The sequence below is a fragment of the Bradyrhizobium sp. genome, from assembly GCF_019242285.1.
Taxonomy (GTDB): Bacteria; Pseudomonadota; Alphaproteobacteria; order Rhizobiales; family Xanthobacteraceae; genus Bradyrhizobium.
Map to the genome: position 1 here is coordinate 1 of NZ_JAFAVV010000529.1, position 17,134 is coordinate 17,134.

General features: G+C 64.7%; 16 protein-coding genes. 7 read left to right on the top strand and 9 right to left on the bottom strand.

Annotated elements, in window-relative coordinates; genetic code table 11:
- Positions 1–1,139, top strand: a 1,139-nt coding sequence (locus JOY90_RS20985; protein WP_367276976.1) for a flavin-containing monooxygenase, incomplete at its 5' end; no start/stop codon positions are given.
- Positions 1,140–1,193: 54 nt separating this feature from the next.
- On the opposite strand, the gene JOY90_RS20990 is transcribed toward JOY90_RS20985, so the two are convergent.
- The 4 genes from JOY90_RS20990 to JOY90_RS21005 form a co-directional block, all read right to left on the bottom strand.
- Positions 1,194–2,921: a methanol/ethanol family PQQ-dependent dehydrogenase gene (locus JOY90_RS20990; RefSeq protein ID WP_291693022.1), complete on the bottom strand. Its 1,728-nt coding sequence runs from the start codon at positions 2,919–2,921 to the stop codon at positions 1,194–1,196.
- Between the two features lie 89 nt (positions 2,922–3,010).
- Complete coding sequence (locus JOY90_RS20995) at positions 3,011–3,595, bottom strand: Rieske (2Fe-2S) protein (protein WP_291693023.1); 585 nt, start codon at positions 3,593–3,595, stop codon at positions 3,011–3,013.
- A 199-nt stretch (positions 3,596–3,794) separates the two neighbouring features.
- Positions 3,795–5,048 (bottom strand): hypothetical protein, encoded by a 1,254-nt coding sequence (locus JOY90_RS21000; protein WP_291693024.1) that lies wholly within the window; start codon positions 5,046–5,048, stop codon positions 3,795–3,797.
- 126 nt (positions 5,049–5,174) lie between these two features.
- Positions 5,175–5,387 (bottom strand): hypothetical protein, encoded by a 213-nt coding sequence (locus JOY90_RS21005; RefSeq protein WP_291693025.1) that lies wholly within the window; start codon positions 5,385–5,387, stop codon positions 5,175–5,177.
- A 178-nt stretch (positions 5,388–5,565) separates the two neighbouring features.
- Between JOY90_RS21005 and JOY90_RS21010 the strand changes: the two genes are divergently transcribed.
- On the top strand, positions 5,566–5,796 hold the full coding sequence (locus JOY90_RS21010; protein ID WP_291693026.1) for a hypothetical protein: 231 nt from the start codon (positions 5,566–5,568) through the stop codon (positions 5,794–5,796).
- Here the strand turns inward: JOY90_RS21010 and JOY90_RS21015 are convergent.
- The gene (locus JOY90_RS21015; RefSeq protein WP_291693027.1) at positions 5,776–6,060 is read right to left on the bottom strand and encodes a hypothetical protein; all 285 of its coding nucleotides are present in this window, start codon (positions 6,058–6,060) and stop codon (positions 5,776–5,778) included. The two genes, JOY90_RS21010 and JOY90_RS21015, sit on opposite strands and share 21 nt — an antisense overlap.
- Here JOY90_RS21015 and JOY90_RS21020 point away from each other — a divergent pair.
- On the top strand, positions 6,059–7,774 hold the full coding sequence (locus tag JOY90_RS21020) for a carboxylesterase family protein (protein ID WP_291693028.1): 1,716 nt from the start codon (positions 6,059–6,061) through the stop codon (positions 7,772–7,774). The genes JOY90_RS21015 and JOY90_RS21020 overlap by 2 nt on opposite strands.
- Before the next feature lie 128 nt (positions 7,775–7,902).
- On the opposite strand, the gene JOY90_RS21025 is transcribed toward JOY90_RS21020, so the two are convergent.
- The 3 genes from JOY90_RS21025 to JOY90_RS21035 form a co-directional block, all read right to left on the bottom strand.
- Positions 7,903–8,397, bottom strand: a complete 495-nt coding sequence (locus JOY90_RS21025) for a hypothetical protein (RefSeq protein WP_291693029.1) — start codon at positions 8,395–8,397, stop codon at positions 7,903–7,905.
- A 314-nt stretch (positions 8,398–8,711) separates the two neighbouring features.
- Complete coding sequence (locus JOY90_RS21030; protein ID WP_291693030.1) at positions 8,712–10,376, bottom strand: hypothetical protein; 1,665 nt, start codon at positions 10,374–10,376, stop codon at positions 8,712–8,714.
- Positions 10,377–10,430: 54 nt separating this feature from the next.
- Positions 10,431–10,952: a hypothetical protein gene (locus tag JOY90_RS21035; protein WP_291693031.1), complete on the bottom strand. Its 522-nt coding sequence runs from the start codon at positions 10,950–10,952 to the stop codon at positions 10,431–10,433.
- Between the two features lie 819 nt (positions 10,953–11,771).
- On the opposite strand from JOY90_RS21035, the gene JOY90_RS21040 reads away from it, so the two are divergent.
- The 3 genes from JOY90_RS21040 to JOY90_RS21050 are packed head-to-tail and all read left to right on the top strand — an operon-like array spanning position 11,772 to position 14,812.
- Positions 11,772–13,178 (top strand): MFS transporter, encoded by a 1,407-nt coding sequence (locus JOY90_RS21040; protein WP_291693032.1) that lies wholly within the window; start codon positions 11,772–11,774, stop codon positions 13,176–13,178.
- 4 nt (positions 13,179–13,182) lie between these two features.
- On the top strand, positions 13,183–14,376 hold the full coding sequence (locus JOY90_RS21045) for an acyl-CoA dehydrogenase family protein (protein ID WP_291693033.1): 1,194 nt from the start codon (positions 13,183–13,185) through the stop codon (positions 14,374–14,376).
- 34 nt (positions 14,377–14,410) lie between these two features.
- A complete protein-coding gene (locus JOY90_RS21050; protein WP_291693034.1) occupies positions 14,411–14,812 on the top strand; it encodes a VOC family protein in 402 nt (133 codons plus the stop codon).
- Positions 14,813–15,102: 290 nt separating this feature from the next.
- Here the strand turns inward: JOY90_RS21050 and JOY90_RS21055 are convergent, their stop codons facing one another.
- Complete coding sequence (locus tag JOY90_RS21055) at positions 15,103–15,768, bottom strand: Spy/CpxP family protein refolding chaperone (protein WP_291693035.1); 666 nt, start codon at positions 15,766–15,768, stop codon at positions 15,103–15,105.
- A 525-nt stretch (positions 15,769–16,293) separates the two neighbouring features.
- Here JOY90_RS21055 and JOY90_RS21060 point away from each other — a divergent pair.
- The coding region (locus JOY90_RS21060) for an ABC transporter substrate-binding protein (RefSeq protein ID WP_367276977.1) at positions 16,294–17,134 on the top strand (841 nt) is incomplete at its 3' end.

The window sequence follows — 17,134 nt, forward strand, 5'->3', positions numbered from 1 at the left end:
TTCCGATCATCGCGCAGCAGGCCGCTGAACTCACTGTGTTCCAGCGCACCGCGACCTGGTCGGTGCCGGCATGGAACGAGACGCTGACGCCGGAACATCTGCGCACCGTCAAGGCCGACTATCCGGCCTTGCGCGCCAAGGCGCGCGCCCGCCCGACCGGCTTCTATTTTCTGTTCAACGCCAAGCCCGCGCTGGAGGCAAACCCGGAAGAGCGCGACCGGATTTATGAAGAAGCGTGGCAGCGCGGCGGCCTGCCCTTCCTCGGCGCTTTCGGCGACCTCTTGTTCGAGAAGGACGCCAACGACACCGTCGCGGAATTTGCCCGCAAGAAGATCCGCGGCATCGTCAAGGATCCGGCGACCGCCGAGCTGCTCTGCCCCGACAACGTGTTCGGCTGCAAGCGGCTCTGTGTCGATACCGGCTATTACGAGACCTACAACCTGCCCCATGTGAAGCTGGTCGACGTCTCGAAATCTCCGATCGAGCGTTTCACCGCCGAGGGGATCGAGGTGGGCGGCGTCGAATATAGACTGGACGCCATCGTCACCGCCACCGGCTTCGCGGCCATGACGGGCTCGTTCGACAGGATCAGCATCACCGGCCGCGACCGCCTGACGCTGTCGGAGAAATGGCGGGCCGGACCGCGAGCCTATCTCGGCATCGCCTCCGCCGGCTTCCCGAACCTGTTCATGATCACCGGTCCGGGCAGCCCGTCGGTGCTCGCCAGCATGATCCAGGCGATCGAGCAGCATGTCGACTGGCTCGCCGATCTGATCGGGCACATGCGCGACATCGGCGCCGCGACGATCGAGCCGCGCGTCGAGGATGAAGACGCCTGGGTCGACCACGTCAACGAGGTCTCGAAGGTCTCGCTGCGCTCGACCTGCAGCTCCTGGTATGTCGGGGCCAACATCGCCGGCCGCCCGCGCGTGTTCATGCCCTATATCGGCGGCTTCCCGATCTATGTGCAGAAATGCAACGAGGTGATGAGCAGCGGCTTCGACGGTTTTGTCATGGAAGGCGCCGCCGCCTCCAACAGCGAGCCGCAGGTGCGCTTCACCGAGCGCTGGCGCGTGCCGCTCGACATCGAGGTGATCTCGCCGGCCGCGGTCGCCGCGAGGCGCGTGCCGGTGGTGTGAGCATCTAAGGAAACCGGCGGGCACATGGCCCGCCGGCTCCTGCTATCGCAACCGTCACTTCTTGACGGCGAACACCCAGACCACGCCGCCCTGCGGGACGTTGCTCTCGATGCCGATATTGTTGGTGGCGAGCGCGTCCTGGATGCGCTGCGCATCGACGCCCCAGCCGGACTGGATCGCGATATATTGCGTGCCGTCGACCTCATAGGAGACCGGCATGCCCATGATGCCGGAATTGGTCTTCTGCTGCCACAACACCTCGCCGGTCTTGGCGTCGAAAGCACGGAAGTTGCGATCGTTGGTGCCGCCGGCGAAGACCAGATCGCCCGCGGTCGCCGTCACCGAGCCGAACAATTGCGACTTCGGGAAGTCATGGTGCCAGACCTTCTTGCCGGTCGCAGGATCCCAGGCCTGCAGCTCGCCATAATGGTCCGCGCCGGGCTTGGCTTTCAGGCCGATGTCTTCCGGCTTGGTGCCAAGCCAGAGCTCGCCGGGCTTGAGCGGCACCTTCTCGCCGGTGAAGCCGCCGCAGAAATTCTCGTTGGCGGGAACATAGACGAGGCCGGTCTTCTGGCTGTAGGCCGCCGACGGCCAGTCCTTGCCGCCCCAGAGCGACGGGCAGAACTCGACGCGCTTGCCGATGACAGGCTTGTGTGCGGGATCGACGATCGGCTTGCCGGTCTCCGCCTCGATGCCCTTCCACACGTCGGTGGAGACGAACGGCCAGCCGGCGACATAGTTGATGGCGTTGGCCTTGCGTTCCAGCACCCAGAAGATCGCGTCGCGCCCGGGATGGATCAGGCTCTTGAACGTGCGCCCGTCGCGTTGCAGGTCGACCAGCATCGGCGCATCGACCTCGTCCCAGTCCCAGGAATCGTTCTGGTGGTACTGGTGATAGGTCTTGATCTTGCCGTTGTCGGGATCGAGCGCCAGCACCGAGGTGGTGTAGAGATTGTCGCCCGGATGGGTCTCGCCGGGCCACGGCGCGGCGTTGCCGGTGCCCCAGTAGATCGTCTTGGTGTCCTTGTCGTAGGTGCCGGTCATCCAGGCCGAGCCGCCGCCGGTCTTCCAGTCGTCGCCCTTCCAGGTGTCATGGCCTGGCTCACCCTCGCCTGGAATGGTGTAGGTGCGCCAGATCTCCTTGCCGCTGTTGGCGTCGAACGCAACGACATAACCGCGCACGCCGAGCTCGCCGCCGGAGCCGCCGACGATGACCTTGCCGTCGACGACGAGCGGCATCAACGTCAAATACTGGCCCTTCTTGTATTCCTGGACCTTGGTATCCCAGACCACCTTCCCGGTCTTGGCGTCGAGTGCGACCACATGATCGTCGGTGGTAGCGAGATAGAGCTTGTCCTCCCACAGGCCGACGCCGCGGCTGGTCGGATGAAGCTGGAACAGGTCGTCCGGAAGCTGCCGCTTGTAGCGCCAGTATTCGTCGCCGGTCTTGGCGTTCAGCGCGATCACCTGCCCCATCGGGGTCGCGACGAACATCACGCCGTTGTTCACGATCGGCGGCGCCTCGTGGCCCTCGACGACGCCGGTGGCAAAGGTCCACACCGGTGTCAGGTCCTTGACATTCGACGTGTTGATCTGGTCGAGCGGGCTGTAGCCCTGCCCGTCATAGGTCCGGCGATAGAGCATCCAGTTGGCCGGCTCGGGATTTTCCAGGCGAGCCGCAGTGACGGGGCTGTAGTTATCAATTGAACCGGCTGTGGCTGCGGTCGAAGCACAGCACGTAAACGCGACGAAGCCCGATAGAAGCCATTGTTTCATTTTCATGGTCGTTCCCTCCGTTTTTTCAAAATCGCTTCGCCACCCGCTCTTTGGCGAGTGTTCAATAGTTGTCTGCACGCGCCGCCGCGGTGCCATCATCCTGGTTGCGCACCTCCTACCTTTCCAATGAATGATCCGGCGATGGTGAGCGAACCATCGATGATGGCGAGCGGCAGCGCCGCGAGGCGCCGCGGTGCCGGCCCGAACACGACCTCGGCGCCCTGGCGCGGGTCATACTCGGAGTTATGGCACATGCATTTGAGGACATCCTTGTCGATTTCGCTGCCTTTGACCCAGGCGGTGATTGGGCAGCCGGCATGGGCGCAAATCGCCGAATAGGCGACGATGCCATCGGCGGCATGGGCGCGCGTCGCGTCATCGAGCTCGCCCGGATCGAGCTTCACGATCAGGATCTCATTGAGCCGCGAGCCGCTGCGGATCACCGACGAGGTCGGATCCTTCGGCCAGGCGTGAAGCGGGGGACCGCCGAGATCGAGATCACCGGGCTTGATCAGGCTGCCCTCGTGCTCTCCCTCCGAAAATACCAGCAGGTCGCCCTTCTTCGGCCGCTCGTCGGCGCCGGGCTGATCATCCTCCGCTGCGGCGGGTCTCGGCGCAGCCAGAGAAACACCGGCGGCAAGCGCGGTCACCAGAAGCGAGCGTCGTGTACTGTCTGACACTGCGTCTCCTCTCCCTGGCGGCTACGGTGCGTCGGAGACGCGACACCGTAGCCCGTCTTTTGTTGTTTGCATCAGGAGGCAACGCGACTCGGCCGAAAACAAGGCAACGAAGTGCAAAATGAATCGGCAGCGCGTTTCGCGCTGCTCGCTTGCTTGATCAAAGCGTGTCGGTCGAGCTGATCGCCGACGATGGCGGCAATTACCTCGTTCCAGGCATATCGGCCGTGGCCGATCCCTGCGACTGACGCGGAACCGCCGTGGCGCGCCCGGCCGCAGCGGGCGGCGACGCGGCACTGGTCTCGGCAATGCCGAGGTCGGGCCGACTTGCGCTGCGACCGGCGCCGGCGTGCGCGGTCTGGTCCGTCGCCGTGTCCCGGCCCGACGTTGCCGCGTCGGCGGAGGGTTCGCCGGCTTTCGGCGCGGCCGACGTCGCGACGAGAATGCGGGTCACGACGCGTTCGCGCAGCAGTTCGTCGTTAGGTGGATACCACATGCTGCCCGGCTCGGCTTGATTGGCGCGTTCGGCGAAGGCGCGGCTGAGGCCAAACCCCTCCAGCCGCTGCTCCTCGGTGGCGATCGCCAGCCGGCGGTCGGCCGCGGTCATGCCGCGAAACGTCGGCTGATGAAAGCCGATCCGCGCATGCGGCATGATGATGCGATCGGACCCGCCCAGGAACACGATGGTGCAGGCGGAAAGGCATTGCTTCTCCACGAAGGTCCACAGGTGCCGCGTCTTGATCAGGTCCGACATCTTCTGGGCTTCGAGGATGCGGCCTCCGATCGAATTGAGGCGGACGGCCTTCACATGGTTCATCGCGTTCAGGAAGCCTTCCATTTCCCGGGCCGCTCCGAAGGTGATGCCGCCGGAAAACTCCAACAGCTCGCCCTGGGCGAGGACGCGGAACTGATGTGGGCCGACGCGGGAGTCGCCGGCCACGATCTCGAGCATGCCGGCGATCTGCGGCAGGCCGGCGATGGCGAACCGGAACGCGGTCTGCGCCACGCTCAGCACCGTCATGATCTTGACCAGGCCGCCCCAGAAGCGCTTGCCGTCCAGCCGATAGTTCGTGGCCGAGCGCCAGGCGCCGACCGACTGCCAGATCGTCAGGGCGCCGATGCAGAGCCAGATCGAGCACAGCGACACCAGCCAGAGCAGCGGCTGCGCATCGTCCCGCGCCGAGATGACGGAACCGAAGCCCGCGATCACCGCGGCCCCGAGCAGGCCGGCTACGAAGCCGTTCACCCAGTAGGAAACCGAGAGCGACAATTCACCGCGCCAGTGCCGGGCGAAATAGTTCTGCGACGGCAATACGGGCGGCCAGGACGCCGATATCGGCGGCGGGACAAGCCCGGCGAGATCGGGCGGGACGTCCGCCCCTACGGGTGGAATGACCGCGGAGCCCTGCGGGTCAGGGCCACGGCCGGACTGGATACTGGCTTCCCGATCGTGCAATGCGAGACCAGTGCGAGGAGCAATTTCGGATCATCCGGCGAACGTAAGCGCTCGCCAAAATATACCTGCGACCTTGGCACGATTGGGGCTGTTTTGCCGGATTCGGTCGCCAAATCAGCAGGTCTTTCAGCCCTCGGCGTCCCCGCTCCGCTTCTGGCCCAGCAGACCGATGGCCGTCGGCATGGTCAGCACAATGGCGCCGAACATCGCCGCGTCGCGAATCTGGGCATAGGAGAAGCCGAGATCGACGTGGGCGACATGGGCGAGAAACAGCGCCAGATATCCGGCAACGCCCACCGCGACCGCCGTCATCACCAGGGTATCGATCGTGTCTTCCATGCTTCTTGTCCTCTGCAGCAACCATACGCGCAGGCGCGCGCGAGCGTTGTGAGGTTGCTCACAATCCGAGCTTCGGAACGGCTGCACCGGACGACAATTGCGTGAATAAGGCTCAACTCCTCCTTGCACTCTTCGCCGGCTGCGCGAAGCTCAGCACAGTGTTTCGCAGGAGCGTGACATGAGCCGCGACTTGGGCCGTGAGATGGGCCGTGACTTGGGCGACGAGGCTGGGAGATCCGACCACCGCCGTTACCGGCAACTCCTAGCAGCGGCGGTCGACGAAGAGAAGCGTTGGGCGCTGATCAGGCTTCTGATCGAGGAACGCGCCATGGAGCGGCTGGCGGCCGATCGCCGTGCCGCCGCCCACGGTGCCGAGCGAAGGCCGAGATCAGATCGGTTGTCGAAATAGTCGCCCTTGAGCCGTCGTTGCGCATCGCGCCGCATGCGCATGGATCGCCGAAACCGCGGGCGCGTAGGACAAAAGTTTGTTCGATTTAAGATTGAGCGCTGCCGCGCCTGCACGATGTGCGGCAAGCGATCCGGGCGCCGTCATGCGTTTGTCGTCTCCTCGTCGCGCCAGCGAAGAAAAATGGGCCTGCACGTTCGCGTTGCGGCCGATGTCGCGCCGCACGCGATCCAGCAGAACAAAAATCTCCTTCGGAGGGAAGCCCATGCTCGGAAACGAACTCGCCTGTATTGAACGACCATCGGCGCGACGGCGATCGTCGCTGCACCGGGTGCTTGGCTCGGCCCTGCTGCTCGGCGTCGCCGCCGGGGCTTCGCCTGCGCTCGCCTCATCGACGCTGGTGACGGCGCCGGACGGCACCTTCCAGGGCAAGTTCGACATCACGGGCGCGATGCGGGAATTCCTCGGCCTGCGTTACGCCCAGCCGGTGACCGGAAATCTGCGCTGGAAGGCGCCGCAGCCAGTGACGCCATCCGCCGTCACGCAGGACGCCACCCGGTTCGGCAATCATTGTCCGCAGGTGTTCACGCCCTATGGCAATGCCACGCAGACCGAGGACTGCCTGTTCCTCAACGTGTTCGCGCCCAACCGTCGTGGCGACCACGATCTTCGCGACGATGACGCGCATCCGGTGATGGTGTGGATTCACGGCGGCGGCCTCACGGTCGGCGAGAGCAACGAATATGACGCGGTCAAGCTCGTGCAGCGCGGCGTGATCGTGGTCACCATCAACTATCGGCTCGGCGCGCTCGGCTTCCTGGCGCATCCGGCCCTGACCGCCGAATCGCCGGACCACACCTCCGGCAATTATGGCATCCAGGACCAGCAGGCCGCCCTGAACTGGGTGCGGCGGAACATCAGGGCGTTCGGCGGTGATCCGGAACGGGTGACGATCTTCGGCGAGTCGGCCGGAGGACTGAGCACGCTCACCAACCTGGTATCGCCCACGGCCCATGGCCTGTTCGATCGCGCCATCGTCGAGAGCGGCACTTATGCGCTGGCGCAGCCGACGCTCGCGCAGACCGAGACGGCCGGAACCAACTTCGCGAAAGCCGTCGGCTGCAATCAGCCGAGCCCGAGTGCCGTGCTCGCCTGCCTGCGCGGCCTCGGCGTGCCGACCATTCTCGCCAACCAGGCCCTCTCCTTCGTGGGCTCGCTGCCGATCCCCAACGTCGATGGCAAGGTGCTGACCCAGTCGATATCGGCAGCGCTTGCCTCGGGTCGTTTCAACCATGTGCCGCTGATGAACGGCACCAATCACGACGAGTACAACCTGTTCGTGGCCCAGGATTTCGACCTCGCCGGCGGCCCGATCACCGCGAGCACCTATGTCGCGGCGATCGCCGCGTTGACCGGTACCTCCACGCAGGCGTCGGTCGTCGCGACCCACTATCCCGTCCCGGCTCAATTCCCGAGCTTCGACCAGGGCGCGGGCGCAGCGGGAACGGACGCGAACTTCGCCTGCACCGCGCGCTTCGCCGACGAGCTTGCGTCCTCGTTCGTCCCGACCTTCGCCTACGAGTTCAGCGACGAGCATGCGCCGCAGAACTTCCTGCCGCCGGTGAGCTTCCCCTATGGCGCCTCGCACGCCTCGGAGATCCAGTACATCTTCCCGACCGCCAACCCGTCGGGCCTTGGCTTGAACCTCGCCCAGACGCCGCTCGACGCCAATCAGCAGAAGCTCTCGGACCAGATGGTCGGCTACTGGACCGAGTTCGCGCGAAACGGCGATCCCAATGGACCCGGCCAACCCCACTGGCCGCGCTTCCATCGCGATCGCCAGGCCTGGCTGTCGCTCGTCCCGCCGCGCCCCGGCACGGAGACAAGCTTTGCGACCGTTCACCAGTGCGACTTCTGGGACGGTTTGGCGGGCCGCACCCTGCCGCCCGACGATCACGACCATCGCGCCGGCCTCGATTGACGGGCAGCGGCTGCTGCCGGGCATCACCTCGTCGCGCACGCGCGACGAGGTGTCCCTGCGGCGCGAGCAGCGGTTTCCACTGGCATCGATGATTTGCCGGCGGTCGGCCGAACGCGCCCTGCGGCCAACTAGCCCCGCCCAGAGCGAAACGACCGCATCTGACTGAACAGGTCGTGCTCGGGATCGCCGTACAGAATGGCCGCCAGCCGATGCCACGCTTTGTTGCGCGAGAGGGTCGCCTTCTCCTTGCCGAAGCTCGCCATCAGGGCATGGGCATAGGCGACGGCCAACTGCTCCTTGCCGGACAGCGGGTATTGCCACTTCGGCTTCGGCAGGCCCAGCTCCCATTCGCAGCAGCCGACCGCCTCGGTCAGATCGAGCGGATCGTACAGGTTGAACCGGAGGCTGCTCTCCTTCAGCTTCTGTACGTATCCGCCGGCCCGCCTGAGCGTCGAGTGGAGCCGCCGCAGCGTCGCCTTTTCCTCCTTCGAAAGCGGCCGCACGATGCTGTCGCTGCTGATGTCCTTGATGGCCTTCCTGAGGTTCTTGCGGACCACCCCTCGCTGGGCGGATTCCGGCGACAATATCTCGAGAGCAGCTTCGATCTGCTGTTCCAGCTTCATCCCCCGCCTTCCCCCTGGCCGCATCGAAATGGCGCAGCGCTATAGCGGCAACATTGTGCCACGAAGATGTCGCTGCCCGATTGGAGGAAACCAAGCCGCCCTGCGGGCGGTTCGGGGTGGAGGCGTCTTATCCGTTTGGCTCCCACAAGACCGCGTCAGACTCCGATGCCGATTTTTCTGCCGATGTGATGCCAGGCGCAGCCGGCATCAACTCTTTCGCCGCACCCTTCTCCTTGAGGCAAGGGCTTTCTGCTTGCGGGGGAGCCCTTGCTTCGTGCCCCAAGCCGACTCGGCTTGGGGCGGGACGACTGCGTTCAGTCCGGCTTGCGGTATCTGACGAACGCGCCTGGCTGAGACCTGTCCGCCTTCCGTATCTCGTTACTCAGATTCTGCACAGACCGCACGGCGTCTTGGGTCGGTTTGAATGCGGTGAGTTGTTTCCTGAGCTGCTGATGCAGAGCCAAGGCCTGCAGCGGCGGAGCCACAACCGGCGGCGGCGGCAAGTCGTTCATCAGCCTGAACCGAAATGGCAAGAACCGGTCCAGGAGCAGGTTGGACATGGCGCCGTTCTCGTCGATCTGCACAAAGTTGAGCGAGAGAGGCCAGCGCACGCCCGGCGCGATTTCCTTCCCGTTGGCGAACTGATGACAGCCGCCGCATGTCATTGCGGCCATACGGTTGAGCACATGGCCCCGGTTCAGTCCACACGCAGTGTCAACTTTCAACTGCTGGAGGCGGTTGTCGATTGCGGCGGCAAGTGCTTGGTTTGCGCCGATTGCGACCGCCGGATCGTCAGGAGCCGGACCGCCAAATGGGCCGGCGTCGCTTTCCACCGCGTAGAACTTGTCATCGATGTCGACTCCGACGTTGTCGATGAGGTCCGCGACCGTGGTCTCCGGCCCGACCGGGATTGCTGCCAGGCTGTCTACGGCGACAAGTTGCTGTTCGTTGACCTGCGGGAATGTGCTCGCGAACAGACCTGCAAGCGCGCGGAAGCGAGCAGGGTCGCTCCCGGGAGAGGACGCAGCGTCGCCGCTGAAATATCCGCGAAACGGCGTTTCGTTGACCGGTTGCGGCTGGAAGCTCGGCGGGTTGGTCGGATTGTTCGGGTCGAAGCTGACGCGCCACTGCCGCAGGTGCCAGTTGAGCGTGCCGTCGTTCGCGCTCACATGATCGAAGGCATTCGCGCGTACTTGCCCTCCCGCGATCCCGTAGTGGCTGAATGAGACGACCGGAGTGAAATTCATCTGGGAGTCGAGCGCTCCGCCTTCGTAGTAGAACTTCGCGAGCCATTGACCAATCTGGGCCTGGCTCTGGCCAGGCTGAGCAAATCCCTTCCACAATCGCCATACGGCCTCGCATTGTCGCCGGTCGCCCGAGAGATCGGGATTCGGCAGTACCGCCTCGAAAATGAGCGTCATGCGTTTGTCGAACGCGACCCTGCCGCTGCCGTCCTTCGGGCCGCTCTTGACGTAGACGATGCGGTATTCACCACAATGCGAATGATCGGCCGGCGCCAAATCCAAACGATTGAACAGCGCCACCGGCACCATCCGAGCAGGACTGGTCGGACCGAGAAGATCGTCCACAGTAAGTGCGCTTTCCCCGTCGCGTGGGGTGAGCGCAAAGGAAATATCCCCATCCTCATTCCTGAGCGATGTCTCCGCGAAGCCCGCGAGCAAGCTCTTCAGCAAGTCCTTTGCCGCATCATCGGTGACGGTCGCGGGATCGCCGCCAGGCACTGTCCCGAGAATGTTCTTCAGCGTTCGCATCAGACTGAAGTCGGACTGGAATACATCGGGATTGTCGCGGATGTTGAGAACCACCGCGCGCTGCTGATCGGGCGTCAGGCGCACCGGATCGCTTGGGGCGAAACACTGCCCGGCAGCAAGCGCTGATCCCGACCAAAACAGCGCGAGCGCGCCGACAGATTTCCTGGAAAGCTCTTTGGAAAGTTTCTTGGAAAGACCGGAAAACATGTTTACCTCCTTCAAATATCTTTGTTCTCAGCGTCGCCGAATGGCGGCCGCAGCTCACACCTCTTTCGCCTGTCTTCTCCGAATTCCGTAGATCGCTTGCCCTGCCGCCATGTCGTCGCTGATGGCCGACAAGCCTTTTTCGCGCTCTGTCTGAAAGTCGTCACGAAGGCCGGTCCGAACGGAAAGTGCGCGATCGTCACTTTCACGCCCGAACTCCCTGCGGTTTCTCCGAGCGATTCTACCGTTACGAGCTTCCGCAAGCGGTCGGCAATGGTCGAGATCACAGTCCTCGGCGAGATTTGCTATGACAGTTAGCCGCAGCCGATCGACTTGCGCGCTGCGACAGGCAGACAGCCTACGTCGCGGACGGTAGCCGCGAACCTGTCGGCTTGCGGCCGCACCGGACGGTGCTTCGATCGCCGTTCGTGACCGATATGGAATCATGCCCGCCTCTTGAGCGTTGCAGGACAGATGTTCAGCACGCTTTGTTGGTGACGGCTCCGATCCCAAATACGTATCGAGCGCCTGCACGAAGCCGTGCGCCGCCGGAGTTTGCTCGATGGCGCCGGCTGCCACCGGGAGAGTGCGCGACCTGAGGTTGTTGAGCGGAACGCTCTGGGAGAATCAGTAACGGGAATCTTTCGAACAAGCCGGCTGGCGATTCCTGCCATATGCTTCTCCTCGCGACCTGCAGAAAGGTTGAAAGACACTCGCGCCAGAACGGCGATTTGTCGCGCTGCATCAATGCGATTGCCTGTTCCGGCGCCGGCCGGCGAAAATTTCTATTTCTATTTTACCGAAACAATGCTATATGCGACGCGTCCCGCCTCCGCATGAGGGGCGCTTCGCGATCGTCACGGACGTGGGAGGCGGGATGCGATGGACGCTTTGGCGTGCGAGACGAGCGCGCTTGAAGCGGACTGCGAAGCCGTGTGGTCCTGGCGCCGCGACGCTGGCGCCAAGCTCCTTGGCGATGATCCGAGGAGCGACGGGGGCAAGAGAGCCCGTTCCCCGGGGAGAGCACGGAATAAGCGTTAACACCATCGCGCAGGGAGGGCCGGATGTCTCGGCGCGTACCTGTGGTGACTGCCGCCTGCATTTCTTGTTGCAGGCGGGCCATGGGTGCGACCGGCACCCGGCCTTCCCTGCGCCCTCTGTTCCTTCGAGGGCAACATCGCCGCACAACTCGGGCATGATCGTGCCGCGAGAACGTGGTCGGCCGCGTCTCATCGCGCGGGTGGAAGCGTTCCGTACCGCGGTTTCGTGCGCAATGCAGGCCTTCGGCCCCCGCCCTTGCCGTCTGCCGCGATCACGGGTTAGCCTTGCAGAGTTCGGCGAAGCGCAGGCGCGGCGCCCGCCGCGAAAACAACGAACATGCGCCGAAGGGGAAACGCCATGTTCGAGGTGCTCGATCGACAAGCGAGCTTGACCGGCAACCAGATCAAGATTCTCACCGCCGCCATCATCGGCGATGCCCTGGAGTTCTTCGATTATTTCCTGATCGGTTTCGTCCTCGCCTTCCTGATCGGCCCCTGGAAGCTGACCTTCGGCCAGTCGGCGACCGTGCTGATGAGCTCCGGCATCGGTGCGATCCTGGGCGCCTATGCCTGGGGCTGGCTTGCCGAGCGCATCGGCCGCCGCGTCGTCTTCATCGGCACGGTGCTCAACTTCTCCATCGCCACCGGCCTGCTCTATTTCACCCCCGAGAACGGCTGGGTCTATCTGGCGGTCATGCGCTTCTTCGTCGGCACCGGCGTCGGCGGCCTCTACTGCGTCGACCTGCCACTGGTGCAGGAGTTCATGCCCTCCTCCAAGCGCGGCTGGGTCGGAGGGCTCGTGACCTGCGTGATCCCGCTCGGGGTCGGCCTCGGCGCGGTGCTCGGCGCCTTCACCGGCACCGGTGAATGGCGGATCTTGTTTGCGATCGGCGTGCTGCCGGCGCTGCTCGTGCTCCTGGTCCGGCTCTGGGTGCCGGAGAGCCCGCGCTGGCTCTGCCGCCAGGGGCGCTACGAGGAAGCGCGCAAGTCACTCGCCTGGGCGCTGCAGCTGGAACCCGCCGCGCTGCCGATGCCGACCGCGGCCGATGCCGGGCCGGTGCAGATTTCGAACTGGCTCGACCTGTTCAAATATCCGCGCAGCCTGCTGGTGTCCTGGCTCGGCAATGCCGGCGCCCAGACCGGGGTCTACGGCGTCACGCTGTGGGCACCATCGCTGTTCGTGCTGCTGTTGAAGGTGACGCCGCAGGAAGCGGCCAAGATGATGATCCTGCTCACGGTGTGCGGGTTCGTCGGCCGCATCGCCTTCTCGTTCTTCTCGGAGATCATGGGACGGCGCAATGCCGGCGGCCTGCTCGGCTTCGGCGCGGGCTTCCTGATCATCCTGGCCGGCTACAATTACGACGCCTCGCTGATGGGCGTGTCGGCGTTCTGGCTGATCCTCGCAGCGGCCTTCTTCTTTGCCGACGGCGGATTTGCCATCGTCGGCCCCTACGCGGCCGAGGTCTGGCCCTCGCATCTGCGAACCTCCGGGATGGGCTCGGCCTATGGCTTCGGCGGCATCGGCAAGATCATCGGCCCGGTGGGCCTGGCGCTGATCGTCGGTTCCAACAATTATCTCAAGCCCGACGTGCCGCTGCCGGAGATACCGACCGCGTTCGTCTATCTCGGCTGCTGGTTCCTGATGGCCGGCGCCGTCTATTATTTCTTCGGCATCGAGACCAGGGGCAAGTCGATCGAGGAGATCGACCGGGAGCTGACCATGGCGCCGACGGTTCAAGGCATCGGAGAAAAGAGGATCGCGTAAGACAATGCTTGCTGCCACTTCCGCCGATCTCGCGGGCGACCGCGGCGTGATCGCCCGGGCCGAAGCCGTCCGTCCCGCCATCGCCGCCGCGTCCAACGACATCGAACGAGACCGGCGCCTGCCGCCGGCCGTGCTCGACCGGTTGCACGAGGCGCAACTGTTCCGCCTGCTGCTGCCTCGCTCGCAGAACGGGATCGAGACCGATCCCGTGACCTTCTTCCACGTCATCGAGACCATCGCCCAGGCCGACGCCTCGACGGCCTGGTGCCTGAGCCAGGCCGGTGGCTGCGCGATGTCGGCGGCCTATCTCGACCTGCCGGTGGCGCGTGCGATCTTCGGCGACGATCCGCGCGCGGTGCTGGCCTGGGGTCCCGGCCCCAGGGTCAAGGCGGTGGAATGCGAGGGCGGCTATCGCGTGACCGGCGTCTGGGCGTTCGCCTCGGGCGGCCGACACGCCACCTGGCTCGGCGCGCATTGCCCGATCTTCAAGCCCGACGGCACGCCGCGGCTCGAGGACAATGGCGCCCAGGCCGAGCGCACCATGCTGGTGCGCAGCGAAGATGTCGAATGGACCGATATCTGGAGCACGGTCGGCCTGCGCGGCACCGCGAGCGACCAGTTCGCGCTCGACGACTTCTTCGTCCGGGCCGACCATTCCATCATCCGCGAATTCGAGCGCGAATGCCGGGAGAGCGGCCCGCTCTACCGCATGGGCAATGGCACCTGCTACCAGGTCGGCTTTGCCGGCGTCGCCTGCGGTATCGCCCGCGGCGCACTCGACTGCTTCCTCGACCTGGCGAGGACAAAAGTGCCGCGCGGCGACAGGCGTGCGATCCGCGACAATGCCGTGGTGCAGTCGGGCCTCGCCCAGGCCGAGGTCGGTCTGCGGTCCGCGCGCGGTTTCGTGCTGCAGACGATGGCCGACGTCTGGAAGCATTTGTGTGCGGGATCGCTGATCACGGTCGAGCAGCGCATCACGGTGCGGATGGCGGCAACCCACGCGATCCACCGGGCGCGCGAGGCGGTCGATTTCGCCTATCAGGCCGCGGGCGCCACCGCGGTGTTCGACAGTCATCCGCTGGAGCGCCGCTTTCGCGACATCCACACCGTGACCCAGCAGTTGCAGGGACGGCTGAGCCATTTCGAAACCGTCGGCGCCTGGATGATGGGCGCCGAAGCCGACCTCACCTGGGTCTGAAACAGATCTGAGCTGAACAACGAGGAGAATAAGCATGCCCCTGGGCGGACTTCAGCATTTCACCATCGAGCCGCAGGATCTCGAGCGCAGCAAGGACTTCTATGTCGACGTGCTCGGGCTTGAGATCGGCGACCGGCCTCCGCTCGATTTCCCCGGCTACTGGCTCTATTCCGACGGCACGCCGACCGTGCACCTGGTGGGAACGCGCAAGCCGCGCGAGGGCATCGTGGTGCGCGGCACCGAGAAGAAATACGAGGATACCGGCCGGCTCGACCACATCGCCTTTGCCGCCACCGACGTCGAGGCCGTGCGCAACCGCCTGAACGGCAGGAGCGTCACGTTCCGCGAACAGATCGTGCCCCGCACCGGCGACACCCAGATCTTCCTCTACGACCCCGACGGCGTCGGCGTGGAGCTGAATTTCCCCAAAGCCTAGGACAAGGCCGGCAAGCACAGGCAGCATCAACGAAGCTCGGCCGACCGGTGGCCGGCTGATGGCATTTGTGGGATCGCATGATGCAGTTTGTCTGTCCGATGGCGAAAGTTCGCGAGAACGTCACGCCTGAGCCATGTATCGGGCATGAATCGGTCTGTTTTTCTTCAACTTTAGATGGCGAGTGGAGGGAGCCGCGCCGCTGCGGCAGGATAGCCGGGTGCCGGGCCTTCCACCTACCCCAGGGCACGCGCATCCGGCTATTCGCCCAGCCTCCCGTCGCGACGGCAGCCTCAATCGAGCCCGCGCTCGTGGCTGAGGCGCACCATCTCGTCGATGAAGATCTGCTTCTGCTTGTCGTCCAGGCTCGCGAACAGCGGCTCGGCCGAATCGGCCACGCTGCGTTGGTCCTGGGCCCGGTCGACCAGGAACTGCGCCTCGTTGCGCATCTGCTCGATGATGTCGTCGGGCGGGTCGCGCTTGGCCCGCGCGATGCGCAGGTTGAGACGATCGGCGCCGTTGTGGCCGAGATAGTGCATCGCGCTGGAGAAAGCGCCCCAGTTCTTGTCCTGCTCGGGGGTGAGGTTGAGCTCCTTCTTGATCCGCTCGATGTTGGCGTCGCTGCTCGCGACGATCTGCTCGGCGGTCAGTTGCGGCACGCCCTGCTGGGTCAGCACCTCGACCGGCTTGGTCGCCTTGGCGACGGCCGTCTTGGTCGTCTTCGCGGCCTTCCCCGATTTGGCTTCGGGCGGCGGCGGTGCGGTGGTGTTGGCGGGCTGTCCATTATTATTGGCCGGCTGCGCATTGTTGCCGCCGGTGATCGTGCCGGCCACGCCCGACACCACGCCGACCACCCCGCCGATCGCGCCCCCGAGCACACCGCCCACCGGCCCCGCGGCCTTGTTGCCCTCACGGGCGCCCTGCTCGACGCCCTTGATCAGCCCCTGCGCATCCAGCATCCGCGGAGCGCCCAACAGGATGGCGGCGCCGGCTGCGAGTGCGGCGCACAGCGCCAGCCGAGTGCGCAGGCTGGATGTCGGACGGATCATTGTTCGGCCTCCATGGCGGGTCCGGAGTTTGACGGCGGCGTTCGCCGCGAGAGATTTCGAGGTCGCGACGATGCGCCGTCGCGACGGCGCTTCTATCGTGTTCGCCCCGCGGTCGTCCACGCTCGTGCCGCATCGTCCACCATCGTCGAAGGCTTGCGATCCAGGCGAGAGTCGAGCGGCCTGCGACCGAACCACGCACCCACGGCCAGGGCGTTTGCGACGCAAAATGCTTTCCGACTCGTTCTCCGGAAAAGGTTTTTCCCACAGCCATTAGTTCTAGAGATCATCTCACCTGCTTTCTCGACAGGCCGAAGCAATTCTGATCTGATTGTGACAGGGAAATCTGACGACAAAGCCGCGGCCCAAGGTCGCGAAGCGAAATACAAGAGCGATTTCCCGACATATCCGGTTTGGCTCGCCAAGGGAGGAATGCCAATGCCACGGAGAAAGCTCACTCGACGCCAGTTCGTTGCTGCTTCCGCTTTGTCATCCGCGGCGCTGGTCACCGCACCTTATGTCCGGTCCGCTTACGCCGCCGGCAAACTATCGATCGGATTCTGGGACCACTGGGTTCCCGACGCCAACAAGACGAGCGAGGCGCTCGTCAAGGAATGGGCCGAGAAGGAAAAGGTCGAGGTCCAGATCGACTACATCACCAGCGTGGGCAACAAGAACCTGGTGACGATCGCCTCGGAAGCGCAAGCCAAGGCAGGCCACGACATCATGGCGATGCCGACCTGGTGGCCGCATGCCCAATCCGAGCTGCTCGAACCCGTCAACGACGTGATGGAGCCGCTGATCAAGCTGAACGGTGCGGTGAACGGCACCGTGCAATATCTCGGTCAGCTCGACGGCAAATGGCTGGCCGTCCCCATCTGCCTCGGCAGCCAGATCAAGGGGCCCTGCTCCCGCATCGATCTGATGAAGAAGCACGCCAATATCGACGTGCAGGAGATGTATCCGGCGGGCTCCCCGCCCAAGGCCGACAACTGGACGCTGGATACTTTCATGAAGGCGGCAGAGGCCTGCCACAAGGGCGGTGTTCCCTTCGGCATCGGGCTTGGCGAGACCACCGACAGCGTCGACACGGCCGGCGCGATCTTCCAGTCGTTTGGCGCCGAATTGGTCAATGCCAAGGGCGAGCTCACCGTGCAGACCGATGCGGTGCGCCAGGCGCTCGAATACTACAAGCAGCTGATCAGCTTCCTGCCGCCGGGCGTCGCGTCCTGGGACGATGCGAGCAACAACAAATGGCTGATTGCCGGCAACGGCGCGA